This is a genomic window from Hafnia sp. CBA7124 (genome assembly GCF_002355555.1).
Classification (GTDB): domain Bacteria; phylum Pseudomonadota; class Gammaproteobacteria; order Enterobacterales; family Enterobacteriaceae; genus Hafnia; species Hafnia alvei.
In genome coordinates, this window is sequence record NZ_AP017469.1 from 2440433 (window position 1) to 2464617 (window position 24185).

Consider the following 24185-nt stretch of genomic DNA (forward strand, 5'->3'; position numbering starts at 1 on the left):
ATCTACGATATTTTTCTCATCACCGAATTTTTCTGTTCACAGCATTTTCCTGATTACATAGTGCAAAATGCCGTCATTGCGGTAATAAGCCAGTTCGTTTCCGGTATCAATTCGGCAACGGGTTGGCACCACTTCGCGTCGCCCATCGGCATAGGTGATTGTGACGTTAATCGTTTGTCCGGTCGTGAGATGCTGTAATCCACTAATATCCAGCCTTTCATCTCCGGTCAGATCAAGCGTCTTACGCGTTACCCCTTGCGGGAATTCTAACGGGAGAATGCCCATACCGATCAGGTTTGAACGGTGAATGCGTTCAAATGACTCGGCAATAACCACTCGCACGCCCAGCAAGCGCGGGCCTTTAGCCGCCCAGTCACGGCTCGAACCCGAGCCATACTCTTTACCCGCGATCACGGCGAGCGGCACGTTCTCCTCTTGATACTTCATCGCCGCATCATAGATTGCCATCTGTTGCTGAGTAGGAATATGACGCGTCACACCGCCCTCTACGTCGGGCACCATTTCGTTACGGATACGAATATTGGCGAACGTCCCGCGCATCATCACTTCATGATTACCGCGACGTGAACCGTAAGAGTTAAAATCGTTGCGCTCCACGCCGTGTCCCAGCAGATAGCGCCCTGCCGGACTTTCTGCTTTGATATTGCCAGCGGGTGAGATATGGTCGGTGGTCACAGAGTCGCCTAACATCGCGAGCAACCGAGCACCGTGGATATCCTTAACCGGTTCAGGCTCTGCCTGCATAGTACTGAAAAATGGCGGATGGCGAATGTAAGTGGAATCCTCCTGCCAATCATAAGTGGCTGAGCCTTTCACCTGGATCCCCTGCCATACCGCATCGCCGTCAAACACCTGCGCGTACTCCTTACGGAACATATCGGTTTTCACCATCTCAACCGCAGTGGCGATCTCTTGGCCGCTTGGCCAGATATCCTTCAGGTAAACCGGTTTGCCCTGAGCGTTGTGCCCTAGCGGATCGGCAGAGAGATTCACGTTCATATTTCCCGCCAGCGCATAGGCCACCACCAGCGGAGGTGATGCCAGCCAGTTGGTTTTCACCAGCGGATGAATACGCCCTTCAAAGTTACGGTTTCCCGACAGCACCGCGCCAACGGTCAGATCGCCTGCTTTAATGGCTGTTTCTATCGGCTCAGGTAGTGGGCCGGAGTTACCAATACAGGTGGTACAGCCATAACCAACCAGATTGAAACCGAGCTGTTCAAGATACGGCGTCAGTCCCGCCGCATCCAGATAATCGGTCACCACTTTCGAGCCCGGTGCCAGCGACGTTTTCACCCATGGCTGCCGTGCTAATCCCTTCTCAACCGCTTTTTTTGCCAGCAAACCGGCTGCCATCAGCACGCTTGGATTAGAGGTGTTGGTACATGAGGTGATCGCTGCAATCACCACAGCGCCATGCGTTAAGCGATGTTTCTCTCCCCCCAGCGTAAATTCTTCGAATTCCACGCGATTTTTTTGGCTGCTAATTTCTAGCTCTGTCGCCGCCTGAAAAGCCTGTGGAACTTTAGGTAACGGCACACGATCTTGTGGGCGCTTTGGCCCAGCCAAGCTTGACTCAACCGTGCTCATGTCCAGCGATAATGTACTGGTAAATACCGGCTCATCGCCGGCATGGCGCCATAGACCTTGTGCTTTGCAATAGGCTTCAACTAGCGCAATCTGTTCTTCGCTACGCCCACTCAGGCGCATATAGCCTAGAGTCACCTCATCAACGGGGAAAAATCCGCAGGTGGCACCAAATTCAGGTGACATATTACCGATCGTGGCGCGGTCAGCCAGCGGCAAATCGGCTAATCCATCACCGTAAAACTCAACAAATTTTCCCACCACGCCATGTTTACGCAGCATTTGCGTAACGGTCAGCACTAAATCTGTGGCAGTTATACCTTCACGCAGTTTTCCGGTAAGCTTAAATCCGACCACATCAGGGATCAGCATCGATACCGGCTGCCCTAACATGGCCGCCTCGGCTTCGATTCCGCCCACGCCCCAGCCTAAAACTCCAAGGCCGTTAATCATCGTAGTATGAGAATCAGTCCCGACAAGCGTATCGGGATAGGCGATCCGCTGGCCATTTTGCTCCTCATGCCAAACCGCCTGCCCCAAATACTCAAGGTTGACCTGATGACAAATACCGGTTCCCGGTGGCACCACACGAAAACGGTCAAAGGCTTTCTGCCCCCAGCGTAGGAAAATATAGCGCTCGTGGTTGCGCTCCATTTCTAGCTCAACGTTTTCACCAAAGGCTTGTTCATTGCCAAAATGGTCCACGGTAACCGAGTGGTCAATGACCAGATCAACGGGCGATAGCGGATTCACTTGCTCCACGTTGCCACCCAGACGCGTCACGGCTTCACGCATGGCGGCAAGGTCAACCACTGCGGGCACACCGGTGAAGTCCTGCATCAGAACACGTGCAGGTCGATAGGCAATTTCCTTATTGGCATGACCGGTTTTCACCCAGTCGACAATCGCCTGTAAATCGTCCTCCACCACGCTTTCGCCATCAAGGTGGCGTAGCAGGTTTTCCAGCAGAACTTTCATCGATTTAGGCAGTTGGCGGATATCGCCCAGCTGTTTTTCAAGCTCTGGCAAACTGTAATAGTGGTACTCGGTATTCAGGGCACTCAGTGTTTTCTGACATTGCTGGGCAAGATGTGGCTGGCTCAGACGATTTTGACGATCGGATGACATAGCTTCTCCTTCCTTATCATGCTTTAAGCGGTGTTTCTCGGCGCTGGGCACCTCGGATACAGTTCGTTTTGGAACGAATGCTCATCAGCCGGAAACAATCTCCTGATAACGCTGTGGCTATCTTTAAAGATAACACAAAGAGATGGTAACGTTTTAGCAACATCACCCCATGACTGCGATAGGCGATAAAAATGAGGAAGTACGATTTGGATCACGGAAAGAAATTTTGTGCTGATATCTCTCTAAGTGCTCAATAATAAGAAACAAAAAAGCCTCCACAAGGGAGGCTCTATATTTCGCATTGTCACTATTTATAAATTATTGCTCACCGGCAACCATTACTGAGTGACGCTGTTCCATTTTTTCGATACGTTTTTCGAAATTCTGGTTAAATTCTTTTTTCTGTTCTGGGGTCAGAACATTATACATTTTGTTTTCCATCTTCATGCGTTCCAGCATCATATCGTTGCGTTCTTTGCTGTTAGCTTCGATTTGTGCACGCGCTGCACTTTCATCAAATTTATCGCTGGCAACCAGCTTATGCATATCTTTGAAGTGCTCGCCCATCATTGGCTTTTTATGCTCTGAGCGGAACTCTTTAGCGATGGTTTTCATTTGCTCACGCTGCTGGTCTGTTAGCTTCAAACCTTCAAACATACCGCCGTGGCGCGGGCCTTGCTTGCCCATCTGATGATGCATCATCATTGGTGCGCCGCCGTCAGCCTTCGTTGCAACTGGAGCCGCTGGGGTTGTTGGTGTTGCGGTGGTTTCAGCCGCGTTTGCCATTGAAGCGCCCAGAGCCAGAGATGATGCCAACATTAAAGCAGTTAATTTACGCATAATTATGATTCCTCAAATAGTGTGTTCGTTGTTGCGTTGATGGAATTAAGTCTATAGGTCTAAATATATAGTAGTTACACGCTGAGTAAATAAACGAAAGGAGAAAAATCAAAAAACAGGCAATTATGGAGAGAGTGTGAAGATTGAGGATTTATTTTAAGCACAACGCTAAGATAAACCTTAAAATAACAAATCTGCGAGTTTTATTCCAGCGCCGTTTAATATTAAAAGCCCCTGCGCTGCTATTTAAAGTTACGTTGATTGTCGCTCAAAAGTATCGAATGCATCCTACCTGTAAATATTTCGCAGCAGACATGGATATCTATCCTGCCCTCCACACCACGCTTTGTGATCCAGTAGCCAAATTCACAACATCGAACCCATAAAAACAAAACAGTGTTTCATTTTTAATTGAATTGCGTATCAGAAGGATCTAACATGCCTGCATCGACACGAGCAGAGCCCCTGACTGTTCATGCTAATCAAACACTCAAACGAATATCGACGAGGTGAAAGATGGAAGTCCGTCAAAGCATTCATAGCGATCATGCCAAGCAACTCGACACTGAGGGTCTGCGCCGCGAGTTTTTAGTTGAAACCATTTTTGATGCCGATCAGTACACCATGGTGTATAGCCATATTGACCGCATCATCGTTGGCGGTGTTATGCCGGTGCAAAAAAACGTCACTATCGGTACTGAAGTGGGCAAACAACTCGGCGTGAGCTATTTTTTAGAACGCCGTGAGCTCGGCGTTATCAACATCGGCGGGCCAGGAACCATCACCGTTGACGGTGAATGCTATGAAATTGGCCATCGTGAAGCACTGTACGTCGGTAAAGGCGCACGCGATATTCTCTTCGCCAGCGTAAACGCCAGCCAGCCCGCAAAGTTCTATTACAACTGCGCACCGGCTCACACCACTTACCCAACCAAAAAAATTACGCCAGCTGAGGCTTCACCACAAACGCTCGGCGATGCGAAAACCAGTAACCGCCGCACTATTAATAAATATATGGTTCCTGACGTGCTGCAAACCTGCCAGCTTTCCATGGGGCTGACCGAGTTGGAAGAAGGGAATTTGTGGAACACCATGCCGTGCCATACCCATGAGCGCCGGATGGAGGTCTATTTCTATTTCAACATGGATGATGATTCCTGCGTTTTCCACATGATGGGCCAGCCGCAAGAAACTCGCCATATTGTGATGCACAACGAACAAGCCGTCATTTCACCAAGCTGGTCCATTCATTCCGGCGTCGGCACCAAGGCATATACCTTTATTTGGGGCATGGTTGGCGAAAATCAGGTCTTCGACGATATGGACCACGTTGCCGTTAAAGATATTCGTTAAGCCTTAGCTCACTCATTTCTGCGGCTGCAACGTAATAGCTAGCCGCTTTTAAAGGATATACACATGATTCTTGATGCATTTTCATTGCAGGGTAAAGTTGCGCTGGTTACAGGCTGTGACACTGGCCTTGGTCAGGGAATGGCCGTCGGTTTAGCACAGGCTGGCTGCGATATTATTGGTATTAACATCGTTGAGCCCACTGAAACTATTGCGCAGGTGTCTGCATTAGGTCGCCGTTTCTTGAGCCTTACCGCTGATTTGCGCGATACATCGGTTATTCCCGATCTGGTCGCCCGCGCGGCCGGGGAGTTTGGACACATCGATATTCTGGTGAATAACGCAGGCATTATCCGCCGTCAGGATGCACTGGAATTCAGTGAGAAAGATTGGGACGACGTGATGAATTTGAACATTAAGACCGTGTTCTTTATGTCTCAGGCCGTTGCTCGTCAGTTTATCGCTCAGGGCAAAGGCGGCAAGATCATCAACATCGCCTCGATGCTCTCTTTCCAAGGCGGAATTCGCGTGCCGTCTTACACTGCCTCTAAAAGCGCGGTAATGGGAGTGACCCGTTTGCTGGCCAACGAATGGGCTAAGCATCAGATTAACGTCAACGCTATTGCCCCCGGCTATATGGCGACTAACAATACGCAGCAGTTGCGTGCTGACGAAGCGCGTAGCGAAGAGATTTTGGACCGAATCCCCGCGGGCCGTTGGGGATTGCCTGAAGATTTAATGGGCCCAGCGGTGTTCTTAGCGTCACCGGCGTCCGACTACATCAATGGCTACACGATTGCCGTCGATGGCGGTTGGTTAGCGCGTTAATTTCCGTACTTTCGCCACGCTGGCGCCCTGCCAGCGTGGTCATTAAGTTTCATCCTACATTGACACCCCACGCTTCACGCCGTAACGTCCGCACCTGTCCAGAGAATTAAATAACCAGCGTGGTATCGTTGTGAATACTGATAAATCCTCTTTGAACGTGTTAGCCGCAGGCAGTTTGCGTAAAGCGCTGACGCCTATTTTATCTCAGTTTAGCCAGCGGCATCATGTGAACATCAATGCACAATTTGGCCCTGCCGGATTGCTACGTGAACAAATTGAAAGCGGCGCTGAGTGGGATCTGTTTGCTTCCGCCAACCAAGAACATCCGCAAACGCTACTCGATCTTGGTTTGGCACACAGCGTAATGCCCTTTCTACGCAACAAGCTGTGTTTAACCACCCACCGAGCCAGAATAACGCCAACGACAAACTGGCTAGATTTACTGACCGACCCGAGCATTATCGTCGGCACCTCGACGCCTGGCTGCGATCCTTCTGGCGACTATACGTGGCAGCTCTTCGATCGTGTCGAACACCACCGCTCGGGCGCTGGCGAATATTTGAAATTGAATGCAAAACAGCTGGTGGGCGGGAAAGGCAGTTTGCAGGTTCCTGCAACGGAAATCGCTTCTGCATGGTTGATTCGCCAAGGGCTGGCTGATGTTTTCGTCGGTTACGCACACTATGCGCAATGGCTACAGAACGATGCCGATATTGCAACGGTCACCATTCCCGACGCCGACAATATATTCGCCACCTACGCGCTGGCGCTGCACAGTGACGTTGCTCAGCCACTGGCAGAATATCTCTTGTCCAACGGCGTTCAGCAGCAGTTTGTCAGCGCAGGATTTTCGCGGCGCTAGTCTGCATAAAGATTGAATATCGGGGTAAGCACCGGCAGGGCTTCTGCATCGGACGCCACCGCCGCCAGCTCCACTCTGACGCCATAGGCCTTGAGCAAATTATCCTCGGTGAGCATTTCTTTGCTGTCACCATATGCCCACCGTTGATTATCGAGCAACAAAAGGCATTTTTGCGCCACCAGTTGCGCATGTGCCGGATCATGGGTGGTGAACAGTACGCTAATCTGCCGCTGTTTTGCTAATTGATGGATCAAGCGTAACACCGCCTGCTGATTGTATAAATCCAAGGCTGAGGTCGGTTCATCAAGGATCAACATCTCACAACCGGTGGCTAAGGCGCGGGCAATCATCACCAGCTGGCGCTGCCCACCGGATAAGGTTTGGAAACTGTGTTCGGCCAAATGCCCAATCCCTAGCGTATCTAACGCATCTCGAGCAATCCGTTCATCTTTGGCCGTTGGCTGTTGTAGCAGGCCAACATTGCTCACTCTGCCCATTAAGACGATCTCAATAACTCGATATGCAAAGGCCGAGGAAAATGACTGAGCAACAAATCCGATCGGCGCACTGCGTGATATTTCTCCCGCCAAAGGCGGTATAACGCCGGACAGCGTATTCAATAACGAGGTTTTCCCGCGTCCGTTAGCGCCAAGAATAGCCAACACTTCACCACGCCGACAACAAAAACTCAGCGCATGAAATAACGCTTTCTTATGACCAAATTCAAGTTCATTTACGCTTAGCGCGATCTCATTCACTGTGCGATCTCCATCGGGAGCGAATTAACAGCATGGCAAACAGCGGTGCCCCAATTAATGCGGTAATAATCCCCAAAGGAATTTCCGCCGCGCTCAATGTGCGTGCCACATCATCAACCAGAACCATAAACCCACCGCCGAGCCAGAATGCCGCCGGAAGTAAACGCCGATGGTCTGCGCCAACCAATAAACGTGCAAGATGTGGGATCACCAAACCTATCCAGCCGATGCCCCCACTCACCGCAACCTGAGCAGCAACCAGCAGAGCACAAAGCAATAGCACCAACCGCCGTAAACCCGCAACGGAAACGCCTAGCGTACGTGCATCCGCATCGCCCAGAGACAAAATATTTATCCGCCAGCGCAGACGAAACAGTAATAAACTCGCCAACGCGAGCGGAATAACCATCATCAAAAGCTTGTGCCAATTGGCGGTGGCAAAACTTCCCAGTAGCCAGAACACAATGCTCGGCAGCTTTTCTTCGGTATCTGCCATATATTGCAACAGGCTAACCAGCGCAGAGAAAAAACCGCTGAGAATAATGCCGGAGAGGATCAGCATCAGGCGATTTTCATTACCTAACGTTGACGCTATCGCATACACCAACACCAGCGCTAGCAGACCAAAGGCAAAGGTCGAGCTCATCAACCACAGCGGTGAAAGACCCAGCAAAATTGCCAGCGTGCCACCGAAAGCCGCGCCGGAGCTGACACCGATAATATGCGGGTCAACCAACGGATTATGAAACACACCTTGCAAACAGGCACCGCACAACGCTAATGCCCCACCCGCACAGCACGCCATTAAGATACGCGGCATGCGCACCGTCCAGATGATTTGTCCGGCCAGATCCTGTGTCTGCATGGGAGACATTAGCGCATGCCAAACATTCGCAGGTGAGATTGAATATTGCCCCACTCCCAATGAAAAGAAGGCGATAATCAATGTCGCCATCGGCAGTAGCAGATTGATACGTGGCTTATTCAACAGAAGCATGTAGCGCCGGAACCCACGAAGTACGGTAAAAACGTTGGTAATAATCGTTCGCGGCTTTATTGATATCAATATCATTAAAACGAGCCGGATAGAGTTTCTTGGCCATCCAAAGCTCTCCGATGGCTAAGGCTTCAGGCATTGGGTATCCCCATGCTTTGGCATACTCAGGCATGAGATACACACGCTGATTTTTCACCGCATCGATACCCTGCCAAGCCGGATCGTTGCGGATTTTATTAATCTCATCAGGGTAGCGATCCTGCACAAAAATCACCTGCGGATTCCAAGCCAAAACCTGTTCAATCGAAACTTGCTTATAGCCCTTGATACTGGCTGCCGCGACGTTCATTGCGCCTGCATGTTGCATCATTAAGCCGGTGTATTTTCCTGAACCGTAGGTGGTTAAATCAGGGTTTGCCATATAGACACGTACTCGCTGGCTTTCAGGAATATCCTTTAAGCGTTGAGCCACTTTTTCACGCTGAGTGAAGGTGTAATCAATCAGTGCCTCACCCTGCGGCTCACGATTAACCACTTTTGCGATAAGACGAATGCCGTCCTGAAGCCCCAAGTTATAAGCCTGTTCTTCATTCCCCATCTTAGGATTCAGTTTATCCTGTTCGCCCTGTGAATCACGACGTAAAGAAATCGCCACCACCGGTATTCCCGCTTTCTCAATCTGATTGATCATTTCTAGCGGTGCATAGTTAGCCACGAAAACAACCTGAGGATGTTCTGCCAGCAGGCTTTCAATATTGACTTGAGTCAGATCACCTGGCATTGGCAACGTGGATAAGCGAGAGGAAAAACGCGCAAATTCAGGGCCAAGCTGCTTTTTCCAGCTCGATAAAATCCCAACCACATCGTCAGTGGCATCAAGCTGAACCAATAAGTTAAGCGTTTGGTGTTGCAGAACCACCACACGATTAACGTGATCGGGAATCGTTACCTGACGACCTAATTGATCGGTAATGGTGCGGTCAGCTAAGGATGAAAAAGAGACAAGCAGCAATGATACGCCAGTGATCATTGCACGGTTAAATTTTGGAAATGAGAGATTCATAATAGAAGGCTAAGGTTATGTTATATAGCAAACTATATAACGAACCAGCTTCTGCAAACAAGTTATCCCTTGGCGCATCAATAGTTTTGAGTCCTCAACTTGCTCCTCTGCGCATGACCAATAATTCTAAAAATAATATAAATTTCATATTGATACAAAACCTGAACAATAAATTTATTTTGTTCAGTTTTAGTTCATGTTTAAACATCCTACGATGGTTTTATCAGCGATAGGAGGTCAAATATGAAACAGATTTATAAATACTTAAATGAACTGAAAGACAGCTATCAGCAAGAACATCCGTCCAATAAATTACCGAGTGGGTTCTACCTCACACCGGAACAACGGTTGGAAATATTGAAAGAAATCTTGGCGCCCTACAGCGAAGAAGAAGAACAGTTATCAAAAGAAGCAAGATAAGGAAGGAAAGTGCAGGATCGAACAAATCTAAAAATCACAGCCAAACCACAGCGATGGAACGATGCGGTTTGGCATTTAAGCGCACACTCGACTACAGGCGCTTGCGTATCGCATTTTCTGCACTGAACATCCACAGTTCAGGCTGCCGATTAGGCGAAAATCGCACTTCATAACGATCTTTCAGCGGCGTTAAACGCCAGCTCATCAGCTTCTGATCCCGCTTCGGTTTCAGGAATCGGCGCCAGCCTAATGAACGGGTGGCCTGACGATCGAGCATCCATGCGGCCGTTGGCGATAGCGGCAAACGTATAAAAGTATCTTCAACGCTGATATCACAAATACACATACGACTTTTCCATAACGTAATAATTGTTCACTGATGCTTTAACACCATCACTTGGACGAATTATCCCGTTAGGCCGTGTATAAGCCAAAGAGATAACACCTGAACTATGATGCGGATCACAAATAACAGCATGCTGATTTAACATTTCTGCAACCATCATGTGCGTAACATCTTACTGCGTTGGCTTAACGCCCTATCGTGTAAATTGCAGACAAAAAAAAGCCACCCATTGGGTGGCTTTCTTTCAATCATGGTGCCGACTACCGGAATCGAACTGGTGACCTACTGATTACAAGTCAGTTGCTCTACCTACTGAGCTAAGTCGGCGAATTTGGCGGAAGGATAGAGATTCGAACTCTAGGAGCTATTACACTCGACGGTTTTCAAGACCGCTGCCTTAAACCACTCAGCCATCCTTCCAATGGGGGCAGATATTAGCGACCTTCCCGCTGGCTGTCCAGCGCTAAAATCTTTTTTTTGTTCAAGTGAACAATAATCAGCCCAAGCGAATTCTTTTCAACCAGATATTGCTATTTATTAATCAGTTAGGCGTCTGCTTTCAATGTTTTTCATGCAATAATGCTTTGTATACAGCGTGAAATTTTCTTTGGAAAGTGACTTTTTTTAGGTTTTTTATGGCAAACCACACAAAAATATTAGTTAGCAGCTGCTTAATGGGCTTTCCGGTTCGCTATAACGGTAGCGCTAAACCGTTTATGCCTCCAGCGCTGTTACGCTGGCAGCAAGAAGGACGGCTTATACTTTGCTGCCCAGAGGTGAGTGCCGATTTCCCAACGCCACGCTTAAGCGCAGAAATACGTATCTCGTCGTTGGGGGAGCGTAGAGTGGTTGAATCTGATAGCCATGACGTAACTGCGGGCTATATGGCCGGTGCTCATATTGCCCTACGGCTTGCCCTTAAACATCAATGTCGCTTTGCATTGCTAACCGATGGCAGCCCCTCATGTGGCAGCTCACAAATTTATGACGGCACCTTTAGCGGAAAACGGATTGCGGGTATGGGTATCACGACATCACTGCTACGTGAAAATGGCATAGCTGTTTTTGGTGAATCTGAATTTTCAGCGCTGGAAGAGGCAATTCATTCCTTTGAGATGAAAACGGCCTTGTGAGGGGCCGTTTAGTCGCTAAAAATAGATATTACAGTTTTTTGCTCAAACGATAATCGAGAGAATAGCGCCCAGCACCTGTCACTATCAACAATAACAGCCCACCGATAATACTGATATTTTTATAAAAATTGATCTCGTTAAGTACCATATCCATCCCGCTCAGTTTCCAGAAGGGGTGGCCAATAATTGAGGTCCCTAAAACATAGAGAGCAAAGATAGCCGCAATCGGGCGAGTCCAAAGTCCCAAAATAATCGCCAAACCGAAGAAGAATTCAATAACGACTGCAATAATGGCTGAAATATACGGTAGCGGTGCGCCATAGCCCTGCATTGCAGACACAGCTAGCTCAAAATGAGCTAATTTCCACCAGCCAAAAATAATAAACAGCAGCATCAGCAGTATTCTGGAAAGTAAAATAAGAGAATCTTTCATACCGTCGCTCATTTTTAACTCCTTTTGTATAAAAAGAGGACAACCTGCCTATCTTTATATTAGAACACAATGGGGATTTATCGAGCGGCGAATGAAATAGGCCATACCGTAGGGTATAGATATGGCCAAAGAGCGGGATAATCGTCGTTGTTAACTCACCGCATGAAATGTGGTCACGATCTCTAAAATACCATTAATGATAAATTGAACGCCCATACAGACTAATAAAAATCCCATCAGACGGGAAATAGCGTCAATGCCGCCCTTTCCAACCAGTTTCATAATGGCGCCCGAGCTACGCAAACACCCCCATAAGATAACGCTGACGGATAAAAATACTAATACCGGTGCGACCATTAATACCCACTCAGGGAAATCAGCGCCGTGCTTAATGGTAGACGCCGAACTAATGATCATCGCGATGGTCCCTGGCCCCGCAGTGCTTGGCATCGCTAATGGAACAAAAGCGATGTTAGCCGTTGGGTGCTTCTCCAACTCTTTGGTTTTGTTTTCAACCTCAGGGCGGTCTTCCATTTTCTGCTGAGGAAACAACATCCTAAAACCAATAAATGCCACGATTAATCCACCAGCAATACGCAGCCCAGGAATAGAGATCCCGAAGGTGTTCATGACCAGCTGGCCAGCATAGAAGGCCACAACCATAATCGCAAACACATAGACAGAAGCCATCAGCGATTGGCGATTTCGCTCCTCGCGATTCATATTTCCAGCTAGGCCAAGAAATAACGCGACTGTTGTCAGCGGGTTAGCCAACGGCAACAAGACCACCAACCCTAGTCCAATTGCTTTAAATAATTCAATCATGAGTCATTCTATCCTTGAGGTATTTTTCTAACACGTAGTGATTTCAGCATCCCGAGTATATGAAATCGACACTACCCTTGCTATGCCGATCATCAACCCCTATTTTTATTCGTTGATTTATCCAGCTCATTACGTATCTGTGCATGACTGATTAACGCGAAGATAAAGGTGCCACCGATTATATTGCCAGCCAACGTCGGTAACGCAAATGGGTATAAAAACGCCTGCCAATGCAGGTGTCCGGAAAATATGAGATAAAGAATTTCTACTGACCCAACAACAATATGCGTTAAATCCCCTATCGCAACGAGATACGTCATGATAATAATCACCCAAATTTTTGCTGCTCCAGCTGATGGGAACATCCATACCATCGAGGCAATAATCCAACCAGAAATAACGGCGTTAGCAAACATCTCCGTTGGAGAATTATTCATCACCTGCTGACTAATGGTGACAAATGCTTCACGTGTTTCTACATCGAATACTGGCAGATGCCAAAAAATAAACGCAACTAATCCTGTGCCAAGCAAATTACCGCATAGAACCAATCCCCATAGCCGCATCAACAAAATAAGATTCGTTTTGTTAGGTTTATTCATCACGGGGAGCACTGCCGTTAGCGTATTCTCGGTAAACAACTGCTGGCGTGCCATGATGACGATAATAAACCCAAAGGTATAACCAAAATTCTCTAACAAAAAGGCGCCGGGAACACCATCAAGTTTGACATGAAAAATTCCCTTCGCCATCAACGATGCTCCCATAGAGAGCCCCGCGGCGACCGCCGACCACAGAAGCGCCCAAATATCACGCTCCAGTTCTTTAGTCCCTTCTTGGCGAATAATTTCGTGAACCGCAGCAGCACGAGACGGCAGCCGCTCTTCATCGGTATTAATCGGCTTCCCCTGCTTCTCTTCTTCGTTATCAACCTTTAAATCATCTGTCGGTTTCTCATCGACAATCTCGTCTCGCTTTGGCTCATCATTCATTCTGCACTCCTCCTAGTTCTTAGATTAAGCGTAGACGCTCATTTGAGATGCAGTACCTCAGATTTTCGATATAGCAATAAGGCAGGCTTTTGAATGAAAAACCGACTGGAGCATTCGCTCAATGGAATTTATAATGTGACCAATATCACATTTTAGTATTAAGTAAGGGTTTGGTTACATGGGTACTGTTATGACTGGGCTGATCGTAGCTCGCTGGGAAATTATGAGCACTTTTATGATGTTTATTGCCAGCTCACTAAATGTCAAATTCCGCCGAAAAGGCCATCGCATTGTCGCCTTTGCATTCAGCGGGATTGGTTTTGCAACCGCATGCTGGCTGGTTTTGACACTCTCTGGCACCACAATTAACACGGCCGGCATGAGCCATTTTTGGGCCGTTGCAAAAGATGTGTTCGTCGATGTCATGAGTCAACCGACTGCCTATAGCATGATGTAACACACACGGCATGCTTTAGAGAATTTCCAAAAAAGCATGATACTGCAGGCATTCATATATCGTCATGCATCACTGCCTGATACGCTGACGCCAACTAGAAGCGAGGCCTTGAGCATTTTCATTGCCGTATTCCAGCGGCTTGAGCTGTGACGTGCAACGGCATATTTTGCAACGGACTGTGCAATTTTAACTCTTTTCGTATTCATGGTTTGGCTCCTCTGATAACTGAGCGTTGTCCCCACACACTCATCGCTATTAGGAAAAAGCCTATACCTTTCTGCTTCAAGCTGTGTTTTTGAATTGTAAGTTTTCTTCGAAAACTATATCCAAAAAACATAATTTAAAGACTTAGCGCTATAAAACGCAAAAGGGCCGCAATGCGGCCCTTAGTTTAGTCAGAGATTTTAATCTAACTTTGGATGCTGATCGATAAGGCGTTGTTTTTGACGCTCCAACTCCCCAATCTGATCGTTAATATCTTCAACTTTCTGCTCAATGTTGTCATACGTTTCTTGTAACAACTCTTTGGCTTCAGCACGGTCAGATGCCGCTGGCGTCGCACCACGCAAGGGTTTATTGGCGGTTTCTTTCATAAAGATCCCGGTAGCCAAACCTATCAATGCAACGACCATGAGATAATACGCTGGCATATACAGGTTATTTGTCGTCTCAACTAACCACGCGGCAATCGTTGGCGTTAAACCTGCCACCAACACCGAGATATTGAAGGAGATCGCCAAAGCACTGTAACGGATATGGGTTGGGAACATGGCCGGTAGCGTCGATGCCATAACACCGGTGAAGGCATTCAGTAATACGGCAAGGATAAGCAGGCCTAAGAAGATCAACCCAATAACATCGCTGTTAATCAGTTTAAAGCATGGGATGGCCAGCAACAGTAAACCCACGCTGCCGAAAATAATAAAAGGCTTACGGCCAAAACGGTCACTCATCAACCCCATCACTGGCTGCACAAACAGCATACCAATCATGATAGCAATGATGATAAGTACTCCATGGTCTTCGGAGTAATGCAGGTTATGGGATAAATAACTCGGCATGTACGTCAGCAGCATGTAATAGGTTACGTTGGTTGAAATAACCACACCTACGCACGTTAATAAGCTTTTCCAATGCTGGGAAACGATTTGTCTAAATGAAGTCTTAGGGGGATTTTGAATCGCATTGCGATCGTCTTTTTCCATTTTATCAACATGCTGCTGGAATGCAGGAGTTTCTTCCAACGCATGACGCAGATAGAGGCCAATTAAACCCAACGGTGCCGCAATAAAGAACGGAATACGCCAGCCCCAATCAAGGAAGTCCTGCTCCCCTACAATGCTAGATATAAGTACGACGACACCGGCACCAAGCACAAAACCCGCTATCGAACCGAAATCCAACCAGCTTCCCATGAATCCACGTTTTCTATCTGGGGAATATTCAGCAACAAAAATTGCCGCACCAGAATATTCACCACCTACAGAAAAGCCCTGAGCCAATTTAGCTAATAGCAGCAAAATCGGTGCCCAAATGCCGATTGAAGCATAGGAAGGGATTAAACCAATACAGAATGTACTTACAGCCATGATAATAATCGTGACTGACAGAACCTTTTGACGACCAAATTTATCGCCCAATGCGCCAAAGAAAACACCACCAAGAGGTCGGATTAAAAATGGAACGGAGAATGTTGCTAGCGCGGCAATCATCTGAATGCCAGGATCTGCGCCGGGGAAAAATACCTGACCAAGTGCATATGCCACAAATCCATATACACCAAAATCAAACCACTCCATTGCATTACCCAGTGCAGCAGCGGTAATGGCTTTTTTTAATTTTTCATCATCAATAATTGTAATGTCGTTAATGTGTAGCGGCTTTGCCTGCTTTCTTCTTAATCTCATTATCGTTTCCTTGCTAAATTTTGTGCCACACAGCGAAAGCCATCTCGCTGAAGCGCACTATGGTCACTAATGCCCGGTAGGCGTGGCCTAAATCGCCGTCAATATGCGTTATTGGAGAGCCATTTCTCCGCTAAGCTACGCATTTTCCGGCCCTTTTATCCTTATTTAATCCTTCAAATAACGTAGCTGCTAGATAACAATAATTCAACAAAATGGCCCAAATGTCAAAATTTGTGATCTTAGTCACTCGAAACGTAAAGATGATTTGCCTAGAAAAATATATAACAAAGATTATATTAACCATTTGAAATTAATTAATGGTTCGAATATTTACACTACGAGGAGAACGGAATAACGCAGGGTTTGAATGGAACTATTGAGTAGGCATCATCCGTGATACCCAAGCCAATATTGGTTTATGGTGACTCGATTACAATGGCAACGCGTCTATTTTCCGAGCGGCCCTGTTTAGTACTATTACTCGCAATCGGGTTACTTTCCCCCATACCACGAGTCGTCAAATTCATGCGTGGGATCCCGCCCTGAGAAAGTGCGTCTGCGACGGTATTGGCCCTTTTCAAAGAGAGCTGCTGGTTATAACTTTCGTCGCCATAGTTATCAGTGTAACCACTCAGACGCGCATGCATGATATTAATTTGCGCGAGTGTTTTACCCATTTTTTTGACTGTTTCAACGCTTTCAGGGGTTAAATTAGATTTGTTATTGCCGAAAAGAACCTTCTCTGACAGCCCAAACATCCAACCTTCATCGGTTTGTTGAAAGCCTTGTTCTTTTAGTACCGCAATTTGTTCTGCGGTGAGCCCACCTTTATGCTGACAGCCTGCCAAAAATAACATGGCTAAAAACATGCCAATAAATTTCCAGTGAATATGCTTTCTCACGTGCCCTACTCCCTATTTCTATTTTTTAAGATTCTCGCTATGAGATACTCCAACCACCACCGCTATGCTTGCTGTGATACATCGCGGCATCTGCCTTTTCTAATAATTCAACCGGTGTGCTCTGTGCATGTGAAAGCGTGAAGCCAATACTCAGTGAAATAAACACCGGCTCACCGTTGGGTAAATATATTGTTTCCCGCATTGCTTTGACAATTTTATCAATGATTTGCATAACATCGTCTTTATGCGCGATATGGCGCAATAAGATTGAAAACTCATCTCCGCCCATGCGAGCAACTAAATCACTCTTGCGAATTTGCGTTCTCAGCCTCTCAGCAATAGTTGTCAATACATGGTCGCCAGCTGCGTGTCCCCACGTATCGTTCACCGCTTTAAAACCATCCCCATCGAGGAACATCACGCATATTTGTTCCTGCGCCGTATTCATACTTTCCAGCATGCTCATAAAATTTGAACGGTTAGGTAGTGAGGTTAGCGGATCGTGTAATGCTTTATATGAAAGCTGATCGTTTTCATTCACTAAATCGGCCTGTTGCAGTTCCATTTCGCGCAGCAGACTGTTGAAGCCTCGGCTTAGCTCATTAATCTCAGCGATTTGTGACGGTCTCACACGCAAAGTAAATGCTCTATTTTCTCGGGCCGAACGGGCAACATGGGCGATGTTTTGTAACTCGTCAACAATTCCGGTGTGCATCCGGCGTACCAACCAAAATGATAGCAACGCGGTAAGCACCAAGCAGCTTAGTAGTCCGAGCATTAAGTTTCCTAGAAACTTAACCATCGTCGCGCCACCTGCGGTCAACGTTACATACCCTACCACTTCGTTTTCACTCATTATGGGCTGCACAACCATTTTTGGCAGTAGCCATTTGCGAATAGGGTCATCGATGGTCATATGCAAACGGGTCGGTGAAGTCCAACTGGCCAATAGATCTTTCTTTTGATCATAGATGCGAGCTTCGTAAATCTGTTCTTTTCGCGCAATCAGCGTGAGGGCTTCCTGAGCCGCGGGTTTATCACCAAATACCACTGCCGCTGCGCTGGTGTAGCTTATCGTTGACGCAACCAACTGCAAATTGTGCTCCGCATAGGTTTTCAGCGTAAACACGGATAATACAGACAACGGTATACCCGCCATAAGCAACGTAATCGCAATGATCATCAAATGAATACGCTGAAACATACTGCGCAACGTTGGCCGCGTTTTTGGCATATTGGCGTTTGAGGCAAAAATATGATTCATCTAATTACCCTTTTTCTTCGCCAAAAGCAGCACGTTAGGATTCACCTGAACATTGCTGCGCGCCAAAATATCTAAGTTCAGATCAAATGCGATCCCTGAATTATCAATGCGTAAACAAAATGCGCTGCCCTTAATACACTCTGGGTTATCTTCTGCAATGGTTAAAATACTTTTTCCCTGCATATTTTGTATGAGTAATTCTTGATCGCTCGGCTTTATATTCCCGAAGTAAACCACGTCGCATTGTTCAAGCAATTTCGTTGGCGAAAAATCAACGATTTGCGTAGAGACATGACGACTAGGTAACACGATATTCTCCTCGACTAATAAACGTGCATAGCGTGCTGGAGGAACAATACAAAGCTTAATAGGATCAGGAGAATTGGCCCAACGGGTATAGCGGATCATCCCAATAACAACTTTTGCAACTTCTTGTTCTTTAACAGCAATTAACTGTGGAGAGTCTACAGGCGTTTCGGCTGCAAAAACAGGAAAGCACTGTGCTGATAGAGCGAAAATTAAGGCTACAGCGGCTGTGCTCTGTATCCCTCTTAAATATCGGCGAAATTTCGTACGGACAGAGGGGTGCATCATGAAAAAAGAAGCCTAACGGCAACGGCCTCAGTTTTAATTAGGTTACACATTATTATTCCTCCGTTAACATCCGCCAGCATAATGAAAACATTAAGTACAAAAAAAGTATACACGTAAACTATAGGATTTTTCTCGCATCCGGAATTTTCGCACAACAAAGGCGCTATTTTTATTAGATGCGTTTAAAACCTCAATAAGATTGTTCCTTTTATTGTGCAGTCCGTGAACATATCCATACTTAGTGAACCAAAGTGTGATCTATAACTCATCAATATATCGGTTAGAAACGTTTTTTCTTTAACCGAGAATTGTTCACTTATTTTTCAATAAACTAGGCGTATTTTGTTATTAACATAAAGGAAAGAGATACCCTTGGCATCATTATTATTAGCAGTATGCCTATGCCAACTTAATGAACGCAAAAAAAGCACCTTACTCAGTTGGGAGTCCAACTTTTGAGGTGCCGTTCATAATGGTGACTCTCGCTAATCTCTTTTGTTCATTTCCATTACCTCATCGAGGTTAGGATATTGTCTTTTATCGCGAAACTTGGCGGGAGATGTTTCGAAATGAGCCCTGAACACACGGCTAAATGTCTGCTGAGAGCTAAAGCCATACCTAAGCGCGATATCAATAATTGGCAGTTCACTGGCGCACAATAACGTTGCGGCTTCGTGTAAACGACGTTTCCGGACATATTCAGCAATAGAGAGTCCTTTTTTCTGCTTGAACTCGCGCTGTAGATACCACTTTGAATAGCCGCTTTTCGCTGCGATGGCATCAACTTTAATGGCCTCACTCAGCTGAAGCTGTCCTTCTATCCACTGAATCAGCTCGCTGACAATCACCTCTGACATTTATAACCTCTATCTGTAAGTGCTCAGCTTCTAGCTGATACTCATAATTTCTTTAGCAAGCAGAGTTGCCTGTTCTGTTGTTGACTCTATGACCGGTACGCCATACATCCGCTCTAATCCCTGCCTAAGATTATCTGCGCATCCTTTGTTTGATGAACAGAGTATAATAGCTTTGCAGCATGCCGAAAAATCGTCTCGATGTTTTCTCAGCCATTTGGCAATAACCGTTCTCGCTTCTCGCGCCTCTTCATTTTCCACCGGTTTTGTTTCTCTATTTTCTGGTGGGAAATGCAGCTCAGGATAAATCAGTATAAACGCACAGTTTTTTGCCAATAACTGCTCGGTTTGTTTCACCCAATCTATTCCGGAAAAACGCATAAATTCAGCGCTAACGTGAATCAGTGGCATCGCGTTTAGATCATATAATTGGTCATTTATCATACTCATGTCTTTTTCCTTAATGTCAAAATTTCAGGGTAGACATGTTCACATTGCGTTCAGATTTATTCTTTTTATACGAATTCAATTTCTGATGAGGCGTATTGTAATTGCCTGTATTTTTCATCTGGTGCATTTCGTGCTGAGTGGCGCGTATTTTTCCCCTGCAGAGCACGAACTTACTCTAAAAAATAAGCAACCTATGGAACAAAACACCAAGAGCTAAAAAGGCAGATATGGTATGCTACACGCTACTATAAAAGGTGGTATGTATGGCCTTAATGACTAAGGTTCTCGATATATTTAAAAGTAAACAGGCGTTTGTTATTTGTCAGGAATGCAATCACAAAGGCCGCTTTGATGAGTTCAAGATTGAAGACAGCATAATGATGCACTGTCCGCATTGTCATTATAGTTTCAATCGTAAACGACACAAAATTTCGTCTATTTGATGATCGTTTGACCCCAAAAATACCTGAGTTTTCCTATCTCGCCGCCTAACGATGAATAACGTTTTTGCTGGAAAAATAGCAATAACATTCTGCGAAAAATGGTGATTGTTGAAGATAGGTTGAACTTGTCTTGCTAAGATATGTAAGGTGCATTTCAACAATATCGTAGCAGGGAAATTTATGCGATTTTTGATCAATACAATGACAGGGCTCGTCGTCATTTTACTTGCTGTATGGACCGCATTCATATTCGACTTCAATGAAGTAAATAGACTCCCCGCCTTTTTATTTCATCATATTGAATCCTTTTTCAGCCGCTGATCCTTATCGTATAATGGAGGCAACAGGCAGTAGCCATGCGCTTAGCCCCTTTAATTTGTAAGGATTTATAATGTCTCCCGCGTTGATCACCTATGGTGCGTTAGCTTTCGCTATTATTTGCGAAGTCATAGCAACATCTATTCTTCCGCACACTAAAGAATTTACCCGTCCCGCACTCACGATTGTCATGGCCCTTCTGTATGCCGTTGCGTTTTATATGCTATCAATTGCAACACGAACCATGCCCGTTGGAATTGCTTATGCAATATGGAGCTGTTTGGGCATCGCACTCATTTCGGGCGTTAATTATGTCTTGTTTAAACAAACCCTCGATGTTCCTGCGATGATTGGGCTAGGGTTTATTATTGCCGGCGTGCTTATTATTAATATATTTTCTCATTCCGTATCACACTAATATTTCTTTTTACAACCAGCTGACAGATTTGTTTGCGGCTGGTTGTCAATAGCATGTTCTTTTAATTACAATAGCCACTACATAAAGATACACCCTTACATTTTATCACAATCTTCCTCTCAGATTTTCTTTTCAGTTATTTATTCACTTTTGTTTTTATCTTAAAATTATTGAATCTACTAAGTTTTAGTTTATAGTTTTAAAATTAAGCATATATAAAAACACAGACTCAGAGTGAGTTTCTGCATCATGTGCTCCACACCGAATCGAGCGTTCAGAGATAAGAAATGAATAATATCAATGAAAAACAAATCCTCAGGCGAGTGCGCAGCATAGATTTAAATTTACTCACTGTTTTTGAAGCTATTTTTAGCTGCAAGAGCGTGAGCCTGGCAGCTAAGACCTTGAATATATCGCCTTCTGCAGTCAGTCAATCATTACAAAAAATACGTTATCACTATGAAGATATACTCTTCATTCGACAGGGGAACGTTTTGCAACCGACCCTTGTGTGTTTGAAAATCCATGAGCAATTAGCTGAGATCATGCGTTTAGTTGATTTCTCTCTGAATAGTCGAGTTGATCCACTCAAAAAGAAAAAGTTTATTATTTATGCGTCGCAATTTATGGCGACGTTCTACCTGCCAAAACTGATTAACCTGCTACAGCATCAATCCCCTAATGTTGAGATCGTGCATCATACGTTGATGGAGAGCACCAACGTTGACGAACTACTGATTAATCGCCAAGCCGATCTTATTTTTGACCTTCACCCTACCGCCAGCCACTCTGTGATTTCTACCGAGTTTTCTCGCGAAACACTCACGTTAGTATGCAGCACGGAGCACCCTCGCCTCCAAGGTAAAGTCGATATAACGCAGCTGTATACCGAGCGTTTTTGTGGCTTAAACTCGGCGATTCCTTACATTATGCGGCGCCAAGTTGAGCTTTCGAGACTGTTTAAAGAGCGGAATTTTATCTTCTCCAGTGATTCCGTTATGGCTATTTTAAGTATTATCAAAAATACAGAGTCCATTGGGCTTGTGCCTACCTCTTTGTTAACAGAAGACCACCATCTTCATATCCGTCAGATCGATATCGATATTCAGATCGAACCGGTCATGTTTTACGTTCTGTATAACAAGCATGTTGCTGATTCACCGGGTTTCTCTCAGCTCTTGGCTATCATTATGCAGCTCCGGCAAGGCGTGACTACTGTACCTAACGGTGCCTAGGAAAGCCTCCGAGTGTTACGCCAAACGAAATACCGAGATCGCCCGCTTGAGTGCGTCGGCCTGATGCCCCTGTTGTTGAGCTACCCTTACCGTCTCAGCCACATGACTTACATTTTCCTGCACGCTACTATCAATTTTAGCAATACTGTCATGCATTTGTGCGATGCTGACCCGTTGTTGAACGCTCATTTCCGATAGTTCATCGACCAGCTGTGACAATTGTGTAATCGAACTCATGACCTCCTGCATCGTTACCCCAGCGGCGCTCACCTGCCGCGATCCCGTTTGAGTACAGCTCACGGATACCGCGATTAATTGGCGTATTTCTTTAGCCGCATTTTCACAGCGCTGGGCCAGCATTCTAACCTCGGTCGCTACCACCGAAAATCCTTTGCCATGCACACCAGCACGTGCGGCCTCAACGGAGGCATTCAGTGAAAGAATGTTAGTTTGGAAAGCAATACCATCAATAATTTCTAGAATATTACTGATGCGGACAGATTCCTCCCTAATCTGCGCCATCGTCTGGATTGTGGCAGAAATATTTTCGTCGCCGCGGGCCGCAACATTCGAAGCTTGTAGCGAGAGTTCTTGGGCCAGCAACGCTTTTTCACTGGTATATGTAGAGACAGAGGTCAGCTGCGCCATCGCACTCGCGACTACCGCAAGCGCGGATGCTTGCTCATCTGTCCGCTGCGATAATGCAGAATTCTGCCGCAGAATACTTTCTGCATCACCTTGCACCATCGCGATCCCGTGGCTTACCTGACCAAGCGTATTGCGCATCGTTTTCAACGTAGCGCTAAAAGTGCGAGCGAAAGCCGAATGGCTTGGGCGCTGCTCACGATCCAACGTCAGACAGCCTGCTTCTCGATTAATATGCGATGCCAACTGCGCAACTTCACTGGCCGAGCGGGCATCCCGCGCCATATGCACCGCCATGTAAATCAATATAGCCGTTTGCGCCACCACAAATACCGCGTGGAAAACAACCATATGAAATCCAGGATGCATGAAGCAGACGATCCCATAAAGACCGTTTTCCTGTAAATAATTAAACAACAGATGATGAACAGCGGCAGTGATCGCCCCCATGAGCAAAGGCCGATAATCTCGGTAGGCTAATAACGCTGAAAGTAGAACAAAAACAGAGAAATGAAATTCAGTCTCACCCTCACCTAATTGGATCAATAAAGCAGCAAAGCCTAATAGCGTAAAAGCATAAAATAATCGGGTAATTAATTTCCCTGGAAACAGCATCTTTATCAGCGAAGAACTGAGTGCCAATATTGCCCCCGCAACTAACGCAGTAGATATATGCTCGTAATACCAACCCACGCTAACTGCAATAGCAAATAATACCCAGACTAATAGCAACATCAGCCAATCAGCACGCCGGTAGATCTGTTCGAGTGAAACCGTCTCTGACGATTCACCTTTACTCTGTAAGATTGTCGCTGTCACCATTTTATCATCCATACTGTCTGTTATAAGAATCGCTAACGTTTTAAGCATTGCTATCTCATCAAGCGTAGATGTTTTATGGACAAGTTGTGGAAAATTTAATGTGTATTTAATCTGTAGAATTAACAGGTAAGAGTGATTTTTTATTGGAGAGACGAACCTTTACGCACTTCTTTTTTCTAGGCGGCATACAAAATAAATGTTCAGTTATATTTACATCAAAATCCTCTCTAAAATTTAGCGAAATCATCCATACTGACTATCACTCTCGTAAATTGCTTATTAGCGCTATGCTA

Annotated in this window: 25 protein-coding genes and 2 tRNA genes; 8 read left to right on the top strand and 19 right to left on the bottom strand. The window is 45.9% G+C overall.

Annotation, left to right across the window (positions count from 1 at the left end; all coding sequences use genetic code 11):
• Positions 1-36: 36 nt before the first annotated feature.
• Both acnA and spy read right to left on the bottom strand, forming a co-directional pair.
• Positions 37-2736 (bottom strand): aconitate hydratase AcnA, encoded by a 2700-nt coding sequence (acnA, locus tag CPY98_RS11275; protein ID WP_231899406.1) that lies wholly within the window; start codon positions 2734-2736, stop codon positions 37-39.
• A 318-nt stretch (positions 2737-3054) separates the two neighbouring features.
• Entirely contained in the window at positions 3055-3576 is a 522-nt protein-coding gene (spy, locus tag CPY98_RS11280) for an ATP-independent periplasmic protein-refolding chaperone Spy (protein WP_096387712.1), read from the bottom strand.
• A gap of 516 nt (positions 3577-4092) precedes the next feature.
• Between spy and kduI the strand changes: the two genes are divergently transcribed.
• From kduI to modA, 3 genes are all read left to right on the top strand, one after another.
• A complete protein-coding gene (kduI, locus tag CPY98_RS11285; RefSeq protein WP_096387714.1) occupies positions 4093-4929 on the top strand; it encodes a 5-dehydro-4-deoxy-D-glucuronate isomerase in 837 nt (278 codons plus the stop codon).
• A gap of 63 nt (positions 4930-4992) precedes the next feature.
• Positions 4993-5754, top strand: a complete 762-nt coding sequence (gene kduD, locus CPY98_RS11290) for a 2-dehydro-3-deoxy-D-gluconate 5-dehydrogenase KduD (protein ID WP_046449194.1) — start codon at positions 4993-4995, stop codon at positions 5752-5754.
• A 130-nt stretch (positions 5755-5884) separates the two neighbouring features.
• Complete coding sequence (gene modA, locus CPY98_RS11295) at positions 5885-6616, top strand: molybdate ABC transporter substrate-binding protein (protein WP_096387716.1); 732 nt, start codon at positions 5885-5887, stop codon at positions 6614-6616.
• Here the strand turns inward: modA and CPY98_RS11300 are convergent.
• The 3 genes from CPY98_RS11300 to CPY98_RS11310 are packed head-to-tail and all read right to left on the bottom strand — an operon-like array spanning position 6613 to position 9401.
• A complete protein-coding gene (locus CPY98_RS11300; protein ID WP_096387718.1) occupies positions 6613-7374 on the bottom strand; it encodes an ABC transporter ATP-binding protein in 762 nt (253 codons plus the stop codon). The genes modA and CPY98_RS11300 overlap by 4 nt on opposite strands.
• Positions 7367-8371, bottom strand: coding sequence for an iron ABC transporter permease (locus tag CPY98_RS11305; RefSeq protein WP_096387720.1), 1005 nt, complete (start codon positions 8369-8371; stop codon positions 7367-7369). Before CPY98_RS11305 ends, CPY98_RS11300 begins: the two co-directional genes overlap by 8 nt.
• Entirely contained in the window at positions 8355-9401 is a 1047-nt protein-coding gene (locus CPY98_RS11310; protein WP_231899468.1) for an ABC transporter substrate-binding protein, read from the bottom strand. Before CPY98_RS11310 ends, CPY98_RS11305 begins: the two co-directional genes overlap by 17 nt.
• Positions 9402-9677: 276 nt before the next feature.
• On the opposite strand from CPY98_RS11310, the gene CPY98_RS20900 reads away from it, so the two are divergent.
• A complete protein-coding gene (locus CPY98_RS20900) occupies positions 9678-9854 on the top strand; it encodes a hypothetical protein (RefSeq protein ID WP_172863844.1) in 177 nt (58 codons plus the stop codon).
• A gap of 91 nt (positions 9855-9945) precedes the next feature.
• Here the strand turns inward: CPY98_RS20900 and CPY98_RS11315 are convergent, their stop codons facing one another.
• The 3 genes from CPY98_RS11315 to CPY98_RS11325 all read right to left on the bottom strand — a co-directional run bounded on the left by CPY98_RS11315 (position 9946) and on the right by CPY98_RS11325 (position 10620).
• Positions 9946-10200, bottom strand: coding sequence for a hypothetical protein (locus CPY98_RS11315; protein ID WP_025796933.1), 255 nt, complete (start codon positions 10198-10200; stop codon positions 9946-9948).
• A gap of 251 nt (positions 10201-10451) precedes the next feature.
• Positions 10452-10527: transfer RNA gene (locus tag CPY98_RS11320), tRNA-Thr, on the bottom strand.
• Between the two features lie 5 nt (positions 10528-10532).
• Positions 10533-10620, bottom strand: a tRNA-Ser gene (locus CPY98_RS11325).
• 215 nt (positions 10621-10835) lie between these two features.
• Here CPY98_RS11325 and CPY98_RS11330 point away from each other — a divergent pair.
• Positions 10836-11333 carry a DUF523 domain-containing protein gene (locus tag CPY98_RS11330; protein WP_043493482.1) on the top strand — a complete coding sequence of 166 codons (498 nt, stop codon included), beginning with the start codon at positions 10836-10838 and terminating at the stop codon, positions 11331-11333.
• Between the two features lie 28 nt (positions 11334-11361).
• Here CPY98_RS11330 and CPY98_RS11335 read toward each other — a convergent pair whose 3' ends face one another.
• The 3 genes from CPY98_RS11335 to CPY98_RS11345 form a co-directional block, all read right to left on the bottom strand.
• The gene (locus CPY98_RS11335) at positions 11362-11778 is read right to left on the bottom strand and encodes a DoxX family protein (RefSeq protein WP_025796938.1); all 417 of its coding nucleotides are present in this window, start codon (positions 11776-11778) and stop codon (positions 11362-11364) included.
• Positions 11779-11916: 138 nt separating this feature from the next.
• The gene (locus CPY98_RS11340; protein ID WP_043493484.1) at positions 11917-12591 is read right to left on the bottom strand and encodes a MarC family NAAT transporter; all 675 of its coding nucleotides are present in this window, start codon (positions 12589-12591) and stop codon (positions 11917-11919) included.
• 92 nt (positions 12592-12683) lie between these two features.
• Positions 12684-13583, bottom strand: a complete 900-nt coding sequence (locus CPY98_RS11345; RefSeq protein WP_025796942.1) for a formate/nitrite transporter family protein — start codon at positions 13581-13583, stop codon at positions 12684-12686.
• A 178-nt stretch (positions 13584-13761) separates the two neighbouring features.
• Here CPY98_RS11345 and CPY98_RS11350 point away from each other — a divergent pair, with 178 nt between their 5' ends.
• Complete coding sequence (locus tag CPY98_RS11350) at positions 13762-14040, top strand: YjcB family protein (RefSeq protein ID WP_043493485.1); 279 nt, start codon at positions 13762-13764, stop codon at positions 14038-14040.
• 62 nt (positions 14041-14102) lie between these two features.
• Here CPY98_RS11350 and CPY98_RS20905 read toward each other — a convergent pair whose 3' ends face one another.
• From CPY98_RS20905 to CPY98_RS11380, 7 genes are all read right to left on the bottom strand, one after another.
• Positions 14103-14246 (bottom strand): hypothetical protein, encoded by a 144-nt coding sequence (locus CPY98_RS20905; RefSeq protein WP_166493261.1) that lies wholly within the window; start codon positions 14244-14246, stop codon positions 14103-14105.
• Between the two features lie 198 nt (positions 14247-14444).
• Positions 14445-15947, bottom strand: a complete 1503-nt coding sequence (proP, locus tag CPY98_RS11355) for a glycine betaine/L-proline transporter ProP (protein ID WP_043493488.1) — start codon at positions 15945-15947, stop codon at positions 14445-14447.
• 416 nt (positions 15948-16363) lie between these two features.
• Positions 16364-16816 (bottom strand): OmpA family protein, encoded by a 453-nt coding sequence (locus tag CPY98_RS11360; RefSeq protein WP_046359891.1) that lies wholly within the window; start codon positions 16814-16816, stop codon positions 16364-16366.
• A 70-nt stretch (positions 16817-16886) separates the two neighbouring features.
• Positions 16887-18113 carry a diguanylate cyclase domain-containing protein gene (locus CPY98_RS11365; RefSeq protein ID WP_231899407.1) on the bottom strand — a complete coding sequence of 409 codons (1227 nt, stop codon included), beginning with the start codon at positions 18111-18113 and terminating at the stop codon, positions 16887-16889.
• Positions 18114-18707: a YfiR family protein gene (locus CPY98_RS11370; protein WP_227743365.1), complete on the bottom strand. Its 594-nt coding sequence runs from the start codon at positions 18705-18707 to the stop codon at positions 18114-18116. It abuts the gene before it with no gap.
• Between the two features lie 485 nt (positions 18708-19192).
• Positions 19193-19564 (bottom strand): helix-turn-helix domain-containing protein, encoded by a 372-nt coding sequence (locus tag CPY98_RS11375; protein ID WP_096387724.1) that lies wholly within the window; start codon positions 19562-19564, stop codon positions 19193-19195.
• A 30-nt stretch (positions 19565-19594) separates the two neighbouring features.
• A complete protein-coding gene (locus CPY98_RS11380) occupies positions 19595-20011 on the bottom strand; it encodes a hypothetical protein (protein ID WP_096387726.1) in 417 nt (138 codons plus the stop codon).
• 834 nt (positions 20012-20845) lie between these two features.
• On the opposite strand from CPY98_RS11380, the gene CPY98_RS11390 reads away from it, so the two are divergent.
• Positions 20846-21190 (top strand): multidrug efflux SMR transporter, encoded by a 345-nt coding sequence (locus CPY98_RS11390; protein WP_096387728.1) that lies wholly within the window; start codon positions 20846-20848, stop codon positions 21188-21190.
• Between the two features lie 287 nt (positions 21191-21477).
• Complete coding sequence (locus CPY98_RS11395) at positions 21478-22425, top strand: LysR substrate-binding domain-containing protein (RefSeq protein WP_096387730.1); 948 nt, start codon at positions 21478-21480, stop codon at positions 22423-22425.
• Between the two features lie 15 nt (positions 22426-22440).
• Here the strand turns inward: CPY98_RS11395 and CPY98_RS11400 are convergent, their stop codons facing one another.
• Positions 22441-23892 (bottom strand): methyl-accepting chemotaxis protein, encoded by a 1452-nt coding sequence (locus CPY98_RS11400; protein WP_096388755.1) that lies wholly within the window; start codon positions 23890-23892, stop codon positions 22441-22443.
• Positions 23893-24185: the final 293 nt, after the last annotated feature.

Excerpts from the sequence above, each read along its gene's own strand:
- CPY98_RS11390 (WP_096387728.1), top strand. The coding sequence starts at position 20,846 with ATGTCTCCCGCGTTGATCACCTATGGTGCGTTAGCTTTCGCTATTATT.
- CPY98_RS11360 (WP_046359891.1), bottom strand. The coding sequence starts at position 16,816 with ATGTTTTTAGCCATGTTATTTTTGGCAGGCTGTCAGCATAAAGGTGGG.
- CPY98_RS11315 (WP_025796933.1), bottom strand. The coding sequence starts at position 10,200 with ATGTGTATTTGTGATATCAGCGTTGAAGATACTTTTATACGTTTGCCG.
- CPY98_RS11375 (WP_096387724.1), bottom strand. The coding sequence starts at position 19,564 with ATGTCAGAGGTGATTGTCAGCGAGCTGATTCAGTGGATAGAAGGACAG.
- spy (WP_096387712.1), bottom strand. The coding sequence starts at position 3,576 with ATGCGTAAATTAACTGCTTTAATGTTGGCATCATCTCTGGCTCTGGGC.
- CPY98_RS11330 (WP_043493482.1), top strand. The coding sequence starts at position 10,836 with ATGGCAAACCACACAAAAATATTAGTTAGCAGCTGCTTAATGGGCTTT.
- CPY98_RS11305 (WP_096387720.1), bottom strand. The coding sequence starts at position 8,371 with ATGCTTCTGTTGAATAAGCCACGTATCAATCTGCTACTGCCGATGGCG.
- CPY98_RS11340 (WP_043493484.1), bottom strand. The coding sequence starts at position 12,591 with ATGATTGAATTATTTAAAGCAATTGGACTAGGGTTGGTGGTCTTGTTG.
- kduI (WP_096387714.1), top strand. The coding sequence starts at position 4,093 with ATGGAAGTCCGTCAAAGCATTCATAGCGATCATGCCAAGCAACTCGAC.
- acnA (WP_231899406.1), bottom strand. The coding sequence starts at position 2,736 with ATGTCATCCGATCGTCAAAATCGTCTGAGCCAGCCACATCTTGCCCAG.
- CPY98_RS11350 (WP_043493485.1), top strand. The coding sequence starts at position 13,762 with ATGGGTACTGTTATGACTGGGCTGATCGTAGCTCGCTGGGAAATTATG.
- CPY98_RS20905 (WP_166493261.1), bottom strand. The coding sequence starts at position 14,246 with ATGAATACGAAAAGAGTTAAAATTGCACAGTCCGTTGCAAAATATGCC.
- CPY98_RS20900 (WP_172863844.1), top strand. The coding sequence starts at position 9,678 with ATGAAACAGATTTATAAATACTTAAATGAACTGAAAGACAGCTATCAG.
- CPY98_RS11380 (WP_096387726.1), bottom strand. The coding sequence starts at position 20,011 with ATGAGTATGATAAATGACCAATTATATGATCTAAACGCGATGCCACTG.
- CPY98_RS11310 (WP_231899468.1), bottom strand. The coding sequence starts at position 9,401 with ATGATCACTGGCGTATCATTGCTGCTTGTCTCTTTTTCATCCTTAGCT.
- CPY98_RS11345 (WP_025796942.1), bottom strand. The coding sequence starts at position 13,583 with ATGAATGATGAGCCAAAGCGAGACGAGATTGTCGATGAGAAACCGACA.
- kduD (WP_046449194.1), top strand. The coding sequence starts at position 4,993 with ATGATTCTTGATGCATTTTCATTGCAGGGTAAAGTTGCGCTGGTTACA.
- CPY98_RS11335 (WP_025796938.1), bottom strand. The coding sequence starts at position 11,778 with ATGAGCGACGGTATGAAAGATTCTCTTATTTTACTTTCCAGAATACTG.
- CPY98_RS11395 (WP_096387730.1), top strand. The coding sequence starts at position 21,478 with ATGAATAATATCAATGAAAAACAAATCCTCAGGCGAGTGCGCAGCATA.
- CPY98_RS11370 (WP_227743365.1), bottom strand. The coding sequence starts at position 18,707 with ATGATGCACCCCTCTGTCCGTACGAAATTTCGCCGATATTTAAGAGGG.
- proP (WP_043493488.1), bottom strand. The coding sequence starts at position 15,947 with ATGAGATTAAGAAGAAAGCAGGCAAAGCCGCTACACATTAACGACATT.
- CPY98_RS11365 (WP_231899407.1), bottom strand. The coding sequence starts at position 18,113 with ATGAATCATATTTTTGCCTCAAACGCCAATATGCCAAAAACGCGGCCA.
- CPY98_RS11400 (WP_096388755.1), bottom strand. The coding sequence starts at position 23,892 with ATGGTGACAGCGACAATCTTACAGAGTAAAGGTGAATCGTCAGAGACG.